Here is a 12268-nt window from a genome sequence, read left to right on the forward strand (position 1 = left end):
GGTCGGCACGGGCAAGTGCCCGCCCGTCCCGGTAGGTTGAGCAGCCGTCGGGCCGGCAACGCCGCGGATGTGGCCAACACCGCCTGCGGAAGAGGGAGCCGGGAACCCGTGTGCGCCGTCTTCCTGGTGGGGTTGTTGTCTCGCGTGGTGCGACCTGAGTGGATGGAGCGACCTACGGGACCTGTACGCACGGCGGAGGTGGCCGGGTTGCACGAGAAGACCGGCGAATCCGGTGGGGGCATGACCGACGAGGAGTTCGACGCGTTCTACGCCGCCGCGTTCCCCCGGCTGACCGGCCAGCTGTACGCCTTCACCGGGGACCACGGCGAGGCGCAGGACGTCGTGCAGGAGGCGTTCGTCCGGGCCTGGGACCGGCGCCGGCAGTTCCTGGCGGACAGCGCCCCCGAGGCATGGATCCGCACGGTGGCCATGCGCCTTGCGGTGAGCCGCTGGCGGCGGGCGAGGCGCTGGCTGGAGCTGGTGCGGCGCACTCCGCCACCGGATTCCACCCCGGGGCCGGGGCCCGAGTACACCGCGCTCGTCGCCGCGCTGCGCGAACTGCCGGAGGCACAGCGGATGGCGATCGTCCTGCACCATTTGTGCGACCTGAGTGTCGAACAGGTAGCCTCCGAGACCGGTGCCCCCGTGGGGACGGTCAAGGCGAGACTGTCGCGGGGGCGAGCGGAACTGGCGAAGCGTCTTGCGGGGGACGAGGCCGACGGGCCGGTCCGGAAGGAGAGCGGCCGTGTCCGATGAACTCTCCGCCGCACTGCGCGAGTTGGCTGCCACACAGGCGACCGCGCCGGTCGTCGACGGCGCCGGGATCCGGGCTCGCGCGATGCGCCGCAGACGCCGTCGCCGTACGGCCGTCGGCCTCGGCGCGGGGGCCGTGGCCCTGGCCGTCGTGGGCTTCGCCGTCGATCTGGACCTCGGCGGCGGGCCGGACGACACGCCCGCGAACCGCATCCCGCCCGCGGCGTCGCACTCCGGCTCCACCCCGCCGTCCACGGCGACACCGACGCCCACGGTGACCCCGACGCCCGCCGCCGGCACGCTCGACCTGCTCCGGTTCACCCTCACCGTCGACGGCCAGGACCTGCCGGTGGTGTCGAAGTACGCCGACAGGACCGGGTTCTCCGGGCCGCTGACGGTCGTCGCCAGGCACGCCTCGCGCGACCTGCCCTTCGAGGTGCGCACCAAGCGCCCGGTCAAGGTGAACGTGCCCTACGTGGTCGAGCTCCGGGACACCGAGGACCGGCCTTTCTACATCGGCGCCTTCACCAAGTCGCTGGCCGTGGGCGACTTCGAGCCCCGCAGCGACTGGATCGGTCTGGGGACCGAGGACGCCGAGTGGTTCTACGCCCGGACCCGAGTCGGCGACGCCCTCGCGGTGACGACCTTCGACTCGCCGGCCGGCACGCCCTCGGTCACTGCCCCGGACGCCACGTCGGGAGCGGTCCGGTCCCCGGGCGGTTAGAGGAAGGCGCCCAGACCGTCGAGGAAGCGGTCCACGTCGTCCTCGGTGTTGTAGGGGGCGAGGCCCACGCGCAGCGCGGGATTGACCAGCTTCAGCGCGGTGAACGGCTCGTACGCGTAGAACGACCCCGCCGGTGCCACCACACCGCGCCCGGCGAGATGCACCTGGGCCTCGCGCGCGTCGCGGCCCTCCAGGGTCATCAGCAGGGTCGGGGTGCGGTCGGGCGCCTTCGAGTGCAGGGTGACCGCGTCGCCCAGGGCCGCCAGGCCCTTCTGGAGCCGCGCCCGCAGAGTCCGCTCGTGCTCGTGCAGGGCGCCCAGCGAATGCGTCAGCCGCTCCCTGCGCCCGGTCCCGGTACCCGGGTCCATCGCGGCGAGGAAGTCCACGGCGGCGGTGGTGCCCGCGAGGACCTCGTACGGCAGGGTGCCGAACTCGAACCGCTCCGGCACGGTGTCCGGCGAGGGCAGCAGCTTGTCCGGGCGCACCCCGGCGAGGAGTTCGGGTGCCGCCGCCAGCACCCCGCAGTGCGGTCCGAGGAACTTGTACGGCGAGCAGACGAAGAAGTCGGCGCCGAGCGCGGGAACGTCCACCAGGTGATGCGCGGCATAGTGGACGCCGTCCACATACACGAGCGCGCCGGCCTCGTGGGCGCGGTCGGCGATCAGGCGCACGGGCGGCTTGGTGCCCAGCACGTTGGAGGCCGCCGTGACCGCGACCAGCCGGGTCCTCGGCGTCAGCGCCCGCTCGTAGGAGTCGAGGTCCAGCTCGGTCGTCGCCGGGTCGATCTCGATCCAGCGGACCGTCGCCCCGGCGCGTTCGGCGGCCTGCACCCAGGGGCGGACGTTGGCGTCGTGGTCGAGCCGGCTCAGCACGATCTCGTCGCCCGCCCTCCAGTCCTTGGCCAGGTGACGGGCGAAGTCGTACGTCAGCTGGGTGGCGCTGCGCCCGTGGACGACGCCGTCCGACGGCACGTTCAGCAGGTCGGCGCAGGCGGCGCGGAACCCGGCGACGGCGTGCTCGGCGTTGAGCTCGGACGGGCTGACGGTGCCCCGGTTGGACAGGGGCCCGGTGAGCGTCGCGGCGATGGCGTCGGCGACGGGCCGGGGGGTCTGCGTGCCGCCCGGACCGTCGAAGAAGGCGAGGCCGCTGTCCAGGGAGGGGAAGTGGGCCCGCAGGGCGGTGACGTCGATGGCCATGGTCTCGGCTTTCTGTCGGGCGGTGTTCCGGGCGTCGGGTGCCTTTACTCTGGCGGCGACCTCGCTGCACGTAAAGCGATGGATTCCGAAGAGAAAGTTCATGTCCCGTGAAGTCCTTCCCGTGAAGCCCCAGCCGGATCTGAAGCTCCTCGCGACCTTCCTGGCCGTGGTGCGCCGGGGCTCGATGGCGGACGCCGCGGCGGAACTGGGCTATGTGCCCTCGGCGGTGTCCCAGCACATCGCCGCGCTCGAACGCGACATGGGCGTCGAGCTGATCGTCCGCCGCCCCGGCAGCCGGCTGATCCTCACCGCGGCCGGCCGCTCCCTGGCGCGGGCGGCCGAGACGCTCTTCGACGCGACCGCCCGCTTCCAGGACGCCGCCCACGGCATCGCGAGCCGTGAGATCGCCGAACTGCGCGTCGGGATCTACCCGAGCGCGATGACGTATCTGCTCCCGCCGATCCTGGCCACGCTCAGGGACCGCCGGCCGGGGCCCCGGATCCGGCTCGTCGTCGTGGAGACCGACGAGGGCGTGCCGCGGGTCAGGTCGGGGGACATCGATCTGCTCGTCGCCTACCGCTATCTGCCCGAGGACCCGCCGGCCCCGTCCACCGCGCTGACCGTCACCGCCCTGGGCCGCGAACCGCTGCTCCTGGTCGCCGGTGCCGAGCCCGGCCGGCGGCGTCCGGTGGAGCTCGCCGAGTGCCTGGAGGGGGAGTGGGTCTCGGGCCATGTCCACAACCCCGACCGGCGGTTGCTGCTGCGCTGGGCCGGAGAGCTCGGGATCGCGCCCCGGGTGACGCTGGAGACCGACGACCTGCACAGCATGCTCGCGATGATCCGGGCCGGTCTCGCGGTGGGCCTGATCCCTGCCACGCTGCTCGGCCGGGGACAGGACGCCGGGGTCGAGCGGGTGGTCCTGCCGCCCGGCGTCGCTCCGCTGTACCGCGAGATCCTCGCCGTCGGCAGACCGGGCGGGCGTCCGCCGGTCGTCGACGAGCTGGTCACACTCCTGCGGGCGGCCGTGCGGGACCTGCGGTCGCGGCACTGACGGCGCCGCCACTCGCTAGTGCAAAGTTCATCCGGTGGGGCTCGCTCCACATTTCGGGATCGATTGTCAGGCCCGCCGAGAAAAACCACGCTCGTCCGGGGTCCGTGGGATCCGGACGGTACTGCTGCACCCGCGAACGCTCGCGTTGACTCAAGCGACGCCTATCACATGACGTTGCTCGCGTCGCCCCTCGAAGAAAACATTCCCGATCGTTCTGTCATGCAGCATCGCAGGTGACAGCACGCAGACCCTGGAGTAGCCTTCACGGCAGTCCGGCGGCATTCTTGTTGCTCTGCTTCACGGCAAAAGAGAAGTGGCACGGCGAGTGAGATCCGTATTCCAAGGAACAGCGCAGGTGGGAGCGTTGGCGATTTCTCGGGAGAGGATTCTGCAGTGGATTACACGGGGGAGGCTCTTGTTGATGAAGAGGGTCAAGCGGATGGTGATGAGATTCCCGGTCGGCAGTCCGAGTCGCGGCACGGTTTATCGGTTGAATTGAGTCCGGTCGAATCCGTCCCGACGAAATCGATCCGACCCGGTGACTCTCCCCGTCTGGAAGGGGAGGATCATTCGCATGCCCAGACTCTTGCGGATGTCGAACACTCGCTGCCGCCGATAATTGTGCACCGTCCCTCGATGCGGGTGATCGATGGATCACATCGCCTCATGGCGGCGTTGATGAAGGGCCAGGAGACCATTGATGTCCGGTTCTTCGAGGGTCCCGAGGAGCTGATGTTCCTCATCGCGGTGCAGGAGAACGTCACGCACGGCCTGCCGCTTTCCCGGGCCGACCGCGAGGCGGCGGCGCGCCGGGTGCTCGCCGCGCAGCCCCACTGGTCCGACCGGGCCGTCGCCGCGGTGACCGGACTCGCCGCGAGAACCGTGGCCGCGCTGCGCAGGACGATCATGGAGCGTTCAACTGCGAACCAGACGCAGTTGAACGTGCGTTTGGGCCGGGACGGCAGGTACCGGCCGGTCAACTACAGCCAGGGCCGGCTGCGCGCCAGCGAGGTGGTCGCGGCCTATCCGGAGATGCCGCTGCGTGAAGTGGCACGTCAGGCCGGTGTTTCGGTGGCCACCGCACGCGATGTCCGCCAGCGGATCCAGCGCGGTGCCGATCCGCTCCCGCCGAAGCTGCGCCTGGCCGGGCAGGATGCCGTGTCCGAGGACGAGGGCACACTCGAGCCACCTGCCGACCGAACGGTCGGTGAGCAGCAGTCCGCCGTCCGCCAGCGGCCGCCCGTCTTCGTGCCCGCCGACTGGCCGGTGCTGCGCGCCAAGCTGCTCCAGGACCCCCTGCTGCGGTACTCGGAATCGGGCAGGACCCTCTTCCGCTGGTACGACACGCACACGATCGGCACGCGGGACGTGGTGGCCGGCGTCGAGGGGGTGCCCCCGCACTGGGTCAATGAGATCGCGGCCGTGGCTCGATCCTGCGGGGAAATCTGGCTGAATATAGCGAGAGAGCTGGAAGGCCAACGAAGAGAGGCGTGATGCGCGCCCCCGGGGAATGCCGGTGGCCGGGACCCGAATAGGTTCCCGGCCACCGGCATTCTTATGCTCTCCTTGACGCTCGAACCGGGTCGTACGACGATTCTTTCGCCTCTCGCGAAAGGAAGGTCGTATGCCAAGTCTGACCCGCGAGGAAGCACGGGAACGCGGTTCTCTGCTTCTGGTCCGCGCCTATTGTGTCGACCTCGATCTGACTTCCGGATCGGACACTTTCCGCTCGACGACGAAAATCCGCTTCGACGCCCGGGAGCCCGGGTCGGAAACCTTCTTGGACATCGAGCCGAAGTCGCTTCGGTCCATCACGCTCAACGGCCGGGAACTGGATGCCGCAAAATTGTCGGACGGCAGGTTTCCGCTGACCGGACTCGACGCCGAGAACGAACTCGTCGTGGTGGCCGACATGAGCTACTCGAATGAGTGCGAAGGGCTCCACCGCTATGTCGATCCGGCCGACGGCGAGACCTATGTGTATTCCTTCGTCTACGTCGACAACGCGCCCCGCGTCTTCGCCTGTTTCGACCAGCCCGACCTGAAGGCCCCGTACGAGTTCGAGCTGACGGTCCCCGAGACCTGGCAGGTGCTGGGCAACAGCGAGGCCGCCCGGACCGGTCCGGGCCGCTGGCGCCTCACCGAGTCACCGGCGCTGGCCACCTATCTCACCGCCCTCGTCGCCGGGCCGTACGCCTCCTTCCGGACCGAGCACAACGGCATACCGCTCGGGCTGCACTGCCGGGCCTCGCTCGCCGACTCGCTGAAGACCGACGTCGACGAGGTCTTCGAGATCACCGCCCAGTGCCTGGACGCGTACACCGCGCTGTTCGGCGTGGGGCACCCCTTCGCCAAGCTCGACCAGGTCTTCGTGCCCGAGTTCAGCGTCCTGTCGCTGGACCACCCCGGCTGCGTGCTGCTGCGCGAGCAGTACCTGTTCAGCTCGGCCGCCGCCGACAGCGAGCGCGAGACCAGGGCCGTCGTCCTCGCGCACGGGATCTCCCTGCTGTGGCTCGCCGGACTGGTGACCAACGCCTGGTGGAACGACCTGTGGCTGGGCCAGTCCCTCGCCGACTACATGGCGCACCGCGTCACCAGCGAGGTCACCCGCTTCCCCGGGCCGCCCACGACGTTCGCCGCACGCCGCAAGGGCCAGGCCTATCTGCCCGACCAGCGGCCCTCCACCCACCCGGTCAGCATCGAGGGCCCCGACGTGCGCACGGTGCAGCTGGAGCTGGACCGGATCTCGTACTTCAAGGGCCACTCGGCGCTGCGCCAGCTCGCCGCGCACATCGGCGACGACGCCCTGACCGCCGGACTGCGGACCTACTTCGACCGGCACGCCTACTCCACCGCGACCTTCGCGGACTTCCTCGCCGCGATGGGCGAGGCGGCCGGCACCGACCTGACCGACTGGGCCGAGAAGTGGCTGCACACCCCCAACGTGAACACCCTCACCCCCGAACTCACCGTCGCCGACGGCCACATCACCGCCGCAGCCGTCCTCCAGGGCGCCCCCGACAGCCACCCGGTCCTGCGCCCGCACACCATGGACGTGGGCCTCTACTACGCCGACGACAGCACCACCGTCCGGGTCCGGATCGACGGCGCGCGCACCGAACTGCCGGAACTCGTGGGCCGCCGGGCGCCGGTGTTCCTCCTCCTCAACGACGGCGACCTGACCTACGCCAAGATCGGCTTCGACCCCGTCTCGCGGGCCGCGCTGCCGGACACGCTGCCCGGGCTGTCCCCGCTGAACCGGGCGATGGTGTGGTGCGCGCTGCTGCTGGGCGTCCAGGACGGGACGTACCCGGCCTCCGCCCATCTGGCCCTGGTGAGCGGCATGGTCCGGCAGGAGACCGAGCTGTCGATCCTGGCCGAGGTCCTGGAACAGGCCCGGCACGACGTCGCCGACCGCTTCCTCGCCCCGCACCAGCGGCCCGCCGCGACGGCCCGGGTCGCCACCGCCCTGCGCGAACGGCTCGCCCGCACCGACGCCGACGACGAGCGGCTGATCACCCTCTTCCGGGGGCTGGTCGACTTCACCGCGGACACCATGGAGCTGTCCGGCTGGCTGGCCGGCGACGGACTGCCCCCGGGGCTGGAGCTCGACACGGACATGAGCTGGCGCATCCGCTACCGGCTCGCCGTGCTGGGCGGGATGGACACGGCCGACATCGCCGCGGCCCTGGAGGCCGGACCGGGCGCCGTCGCCGAGCAGTTCGCCGCGAAGTGCCGGGCGGCGCTGCCCGAGGCGTCCGCCAAGGAGGCGGCGTGGCACGCGATCATGCGCGGCACGGACCTGTCCAACTACGAACTGTGGTCCCTGGCCGAGGGGTTCTGGCAGCCCGAGCAGAGCGCGCTGACGGAGCCGTACGTCGAGCGGTTCTTCCGGGACATGCCCGCCGCCGCCCGGAGCCGCGGCGATCTGGTGCTGGATCTGCTGCTGCGCTTCCTCTACCCGCGCTACGCCGCCACCCCCCGCACGCTCGAATCGGCGCAGCGGATGCTCGCGCTCGACGGGCTCCCGGTGACGCTGCGCCGCCGGGCCGCGGACCACACCCACGATCTGCGGCGGGTGATCGCGGCGCGGGCGGCACGGGCGGATGAAGGGTGACGACGTGAGGGTCGCGATCGTCGGCGGCGGGGTCGCGGGCGCCCTGCTCGCCTGGCGGACGGTGCGGGCTCCGGGCGGCGCGGCGGTGGACCTGTTCACCGACGGCACCGGGGGGCGGGCGGACGCCTCCAGGGTCTCCGGCGGGCTGGTGCGGGGGTTCGAGCCCACCGTGGCGGCGACCGGCCCGGCCGCCGAGAGCCTCGCCGAGATCAGGGGCAGCGACGTCCTGCGCGAGTGGTCCGGGTACCGGGAGACCGGAGCCCTGTACGTCCTGCCCGCGGGCGCCGACGCGCGGGAGCCGGCCGAGGTCGTGGACGCCTACCTGCCGGGCTCGGCCGAAGTCGTCGGCCGGGACGGGGTGATCGGCGCGTTCCCCTTCCGCACCCTGCCCGCCGGCTCGGTCGCCGTGGTGGAGCGGCACGCCGGGCACATCTCCCCGCACCGGCTGCGCACGGCGGCGCTGCGGGCGGCGGCCGGGGCGGGCGTCACCGTCCACGAGGCGCCGGTCGGCGAGGTGACACGGGACCCGGCGGTGCGTACCGCGGACGGCCGTACCCTGCGCTACGACCGCGTGGTCGTCGCCGCGGGCGCCTGGACGCCGAAACTGCTGGCCCGCAGCCGGCTGCCGGTGGCGGGGCTGCGCACCAAGCACATCCAGTACAGCCTTTGCGAGGCGCCGCTGGAGGGGCTCGGGCCGTTCGTCGACGAGAACTCCGGCCTGTACGGCAGGCCCCACGAGGACGGTGGCTTCCTGCTCGGGCTGCCCTCCGACCGGTGGGGAGTCGACCCGGACGCGACGGCCCCGGACGAGGCGCTGGCGCGGCGGGTCGCCGAGAGCGCGCAGCGGGTGTTCGGTGTGCGGGTCGCCGTGGGGCGCACCGTCTCCTCCTGCGACTGCTATCACGACCCCGCGGGGCTGGAACTGCGTTCTCTCGGGCCGGGTCTGCACACATTCACCGGGGGCAGCGGTGGCGCGGCAAAGACCGTTGTCGCCGCCAGCAGGAAGGCCGCGGCGGCGCTGTTGGCCTGACTTCCGTACGCGATATCGAGGCAGTCCGCAATGAGTGCGGGCCGGGAGATCTCCCGGCCCGCACTCTTTTTTTGCGCTTGTTCAACTTCCCTGATCTACGCGCGTTCAACTTAGGTTTTCCGTTCAACTCCGCCCGCCCCGAGCGCTGTTGATTCGGCCATCCGGACCCGCGAAGATTTCACGCGGCCGCAGGAATCGCAGCGAGAGAGAGATATCAATGGCGCAGCTTCCGCATGGCTTCGGAATTACTGGTTTCGGTTACTCCTTCGGGGCGGACCAGAATGTCGAAGAAGTAGCGGGAACTTATGTCCCCGACCCGGAACGCATTGTGCGGTGGGGTTACCACACCTTTCACCGGGCTCCCGACGACATCACCACGACCGACCTCGCGGCACAGGCCGCGCGTGACGCCCTGTCCCGCACCTCGATGACCGTCGACGACATCGACCTGCTGGTGCTGGCCACCTCCGAGCACCCCGAGTACCCGCACTGGGACGGGTCGGCGGCGCTGGGCCGGGCCCTGAAGATGGAGAGCCGGCAGACCCTGCTGCTGAACGAGGGCTGTGCCTCGGGCGTCACCGGACTGGGCATCGTCGCCGGGGTCCTCGCCGTACAGCCGGAGATCAGCACCGTGCTGTTCGTCGCGGTGAACAGGGTCAGCGAGTTCCACCGCAACCGCATGACGGTCAACAACGCGGTGCACAGCGACGGCGCCGTCGCCGCGGTCCTGCGCCGCGGTCACGAGCGCAACGCCTGGCTCGCCACCGAGCAGTTCACGATCCCGGACCTGTGCGACTGGTTCCGCACCGACTACGGCGGCGCGGTGGCACCCGTGCCCCCTCAGGGCTGGTCGAGCAGCACGGCGCCGGCCGGTCATGTGCGCGTGCAGGAGCACTTCCGCAAGGACCCCGCGCGGCTGCGCGAGTTCGGGCAGGCGGCCATCACCCGCACCCTCGACGTCATCGACGGGGCCTGCAAGCGGGCCGGGGTCGGCCGCGACGAGGTGCGGCACGTCATCTACATCAACGACCCGGACGGCATCGCCGACATCGCCGAGCCGCTCGGCGTGCCGCTGGAGCGCACCAACACCGAGATCGCGAAGGCCCACGGCCACATGGGCTCCGCCGACCAGCTCACCGCGCTCGGCGAGCTGATCGAGCAGGGCGTCGTCGCCCCCGGCGACCTGGTCGCGCTGACCGGGATCTCCATCGGGATGCGCTGGTACTGCTCCCTCGTCCGAGCCTGACCCGCGTCCCACAGGAAGGCATCGCACCGTGAGCGAGAGCGAGAACCCGGCGGCGGCGCTGCGCGCGGCCGTACGGGAACGACGCATGCCGGGCCACCGCACCCGCAGGGCACTGCTGGAGAGCGGTGACCCGGCCCTGGCCCGGCAGGCCGGCCGGATCCTGAAGGACCTGGCCGTGGACGGGGAACGGCCCCGCGAGGTCGACGTGGCCGTCCTGGCCACCTGCACCGTCGGCCCGTTCGAGCCCCTGCTGCGCGCCCAGTTGGTCGGTGCCGGACTGCTGCCCGCCCTGCGCAGCGCGGACTACGGCACCTTCGGCATGGCGCTGGCCACCGGGTCGTTCACCCGCGACGGCGACCCCGGACTGGTCGCCGTGCTGCTGGACGCCGGGTACTTTCTGCCGGGCGACCTCGGCGCCGCCGAGCCGGACGTGCTGGCGAAGTACGTGGACGCCCGGCTGGAGGAACTGCGCGGACTGCTGACCGGCGCCCTGAAGCACACGGCCGCCACCGTCGTCGTGCACACCGTCCCGCTGCCCGCCCAGGTCCGCAACGGGATCATCAGTGTGCGGGCCCGAGCCCAGGTCGCCCGCTCCTGGTACCGGCTGAACGCGGGCCTCCTCGCCCTCGCCGAGGAACACGACCAGGTGGTCGCCGTGGACCTCGTCGGCGAGCTGGCCGAGGCACCGGTCCAGGCGTGCGACGTACGGCTGCACCGGTACGGCGATCTGCCCTACAGCGACGACGCGTTGCTGCTGCTGGCCCGGCTCGTGCGCCGGGTCGCCCAGGCCCGCGCGGGGCTGTCCCGCAAGGTCCTCGCCCTCGACCTGGACAACACCCTGTGGGGCGGCGTCCTCGGCGAGGCCGGGCCCCAGGGCGTCCAGGTGGGCGGCCTGTACCCGGGCAACTGCTACTCCGAACTCCAGCGCACGGTGGCCGGGCTGCGCGAGCAGGGCGTCGTGCTGGTCCTGGCCAGCAAGAACGACCGGGACCAGGTGGAGAAGGTCCTCGCCGAGCACCCGGACGTGCTGCTGCGGCCCGAGGCGTTCTCCGCGCGGATGGTCGACTGGTCGGCGAAGGCGGGCAATCTGCGCCGGGCCGCCGAGGCGCTGTCCCTGTCGACCGAGTCGTTCGTCTTCATGGACGACTCCGACTTCGAGCGTGCCCAGGTCGGTGACGAACTGCCCGAGGTCGCCGTGGTCTCCGCGGCCGGTGACCCCGCCCACCTGGTGGACTCACTGCTGCGGCACGGCTGGTTCGACGTCATGGCGCTCACCGACACCGACCGCAAGCGCCCCGAGCTGTACCGCAACCGTGCGCTGCGCGGCGACTTCTCCTCCGGGTTCGACTCCTCGGAGGACTTCCTGCGGGCGCTGGACCTCAAGGTCGAGGTGACGCCCGCGACCGAGTACACCGTCGGCCGGATCGCCCAGCTCGCCGCCCGCACCAACCAGTTCAACCTCACCGGGATCCGCTACGACGAGGCGGCCACCCGGCGGATGAGCGAGGACGCCGGGCAGCTGGTGCTGTCGGTGTCGGTCGCCGACCGCTTCGGCGACGAGGGCATCGTCGGCGCCCTGTGGGTCGAGCGCACCCCCGACGTGTGGCGGGTCCTCAACCTCGTCCTGAGCTGCCGGGTGCTCAGCCGCGGCGTGGAGCGGGCGGCCGTCGGCCGGCTCGCCGACCTGGCCGCGCGGGCCGGTGCCCGCAGCGTCGAGGGGCACTACCGGCCCTCGGACCGCAACGGCGTCGCCGCGTACTTCTGGACCGGCGCCGGATTCACCCCGGCCGCATCCCCGCAGGAGACGGAGACACAGGTCTTCACCCTCGACGCGGCCACCGCGAAGGAAATCGCACCGGAATGGATCGCACTGAACGAAAGGAATGGATCCCCGCATGAGTGAAACGGGCTCGATCGAGGAGTCGGTGAGGGAGATCATCGCCGACGTACTGGGCGCCGACCCCGCGGACATCCCCGCTGACCAGGCACTGGCCGCACTCGGCTGGGACAGCATGAATTCGATGGAAGCCCTGGTGCGCCTGGAGAAAGAGTTCTCCGTCGATCTGGACCTGCGGTCCTTTCACGCCGCCTACACCGTGACCGACATGGTCGCGCTGGTCGAGAAATTCTAAGAATTCAGGGAGGGACCAA

General features: G+C 71.2%; 10 protein-coding genes. 9 read left to right on the top strand and 1 reads right to left on the bottom strand.

What is annotated here, in order from left to right; translation table 11 throughout:
• Positions 1–240: 240 nt before the first annotated feature.
• Entirely contained in the window at positions 241–756 is a 516-nt protein-coding gene (locus PGH47_RS22420) for a SigE family RNA polymerase sigma factor (protein ID WP_271664923.1), read from the top strand.
• Complete coding sequence (locus PGH47_RS22425) at positions 746–1477, top strand: hypothetical protein (RefSeq protein WP_271664924.1); 732 nt, start codon at positions 746–748, stop codon at positions 1475–1477. Before PGH47_RS22420 ends, PGH47_RS22425 begins: the two co-directional genes overlap by 11 nt.
• Here the strand turns inward: PGH47_RS22425 and PGH47_RS22430 are convergent.
• On the bottom strand, positions 1474–2673 hold the full coding sequence (locus PGH47_RS22430) for a cysteine desulfurase-like protein (protein WP_271664925.1): 1200 nt from the start codon (positions 2671–2673) through the stop codon (positions 1474–1476). The genes PGH47_RS22425 and PGH47_RS22430 overlap by 4 nt on opposite strands.
• A gap of 100 nt (positions 2674–2773) precedes the next feature.
• On the opposite strand from PGH47_RS22430, the gene PGH47_RS22435 reads away from it, so the two are divergent.
• The 7 genes from PGH47_RS22435 (at position 2774) to PGH47_RS22465 (ending at position 12249) form a co-directional block, all read left to right on the top strand.
• On the top strand, positions 2774–3724 hold the full coding sequence (locus PGH47_RS22435; protein WP_271664926.1) for a LysR family transcriptional regulator: 951 nt from the start codon (positions 2774–2776) through the stop codon (positions 3722–3724).
• A 636-nt stretch (positions 3725–4360) separates the two neighbouring features.
• Positions 4361–5218 carry a transcriptional regulator gene (locus PGH47_RS22440; protein ID WP_271664927.1) on the top strand — a complete coding sequence of 286 codons (858 nt, stop codon included), beginning with the start codon at positions 4361–4363 and terminating at the stop codon, positions 5216–5218.
• 130 nt (positions 5219–5348) lie between these two features.
• Positions 5349–7841, top strand: a complete 2493-nt coding sequence (gene pepN, locus PGH47_RS22445) for an aminopeptidase N (RefSeq protein WP_271664928.1) — start codon at positions 5349–5351, stop codon at positions 7839–7841.
• Positions 7842–7845: 4 nt separating this feature from the next.
• On the top strand, positions 7846–8871 hold the full coding sequence (locus PGH47_RS22450; protein ID WP_271664929.1) for an NAD(P)/FAD-dependent oxidoreductase: 1026 nt from the start codon (positions 7846–7848) through the stop codon (positions 8869–8871).
• A 217-nt stretch (positions 8872–9088) separates the two neighbouring features.
• Complete coding sequence (locus tag PGH47_RS22455; RefSeq protein ID WP_271664930.1) at positions 9089–10117, top strand: 3-oxoacyl-ACP synthase III family protein; 1029 nt, start codon at positions 9089–9091, stop codon at positions 10115–10117.
• Between the two features lie 28 nt (positions 10118–10145).
• Entirely contained in the window at positions 10146–12020 is a 1875-nt protein-coding gene (locus tag PGH47_RS22460) for an HAD-IIIC family phosphatase (protein ID WP_271664931.1), read from the top strand.
• Positions 12013–12249: an acyl carrier protein gene (locus tag PGH47_RS22465; RefSeq protein ID WP_271664932.1), complete on the top strand. Its 237-nt coding sequence runs from the start codon at positions 12013–12015 to the stop codon at positions 12247–12249. Before PGH47_RS22460 ends, PGH47_RS22465 begins: the two co-directional genes overlap by 8 nt.
• The last annotated feature ends 19 nt before the right edge of the window (positions 12250–12268 follow it).

Origin of the sequence: Streptomyces sp. HUAS 31 (genome assembly GCF_028198125.1) — a bacterium.
In the GTDB taxonomy this organism is placed as follows: Bacteria; Actinomycetota; Actinomycetes; order Streptomycetales; family Streptomycetaceae; genus Streptomyces; species Streptomyces chartreusis.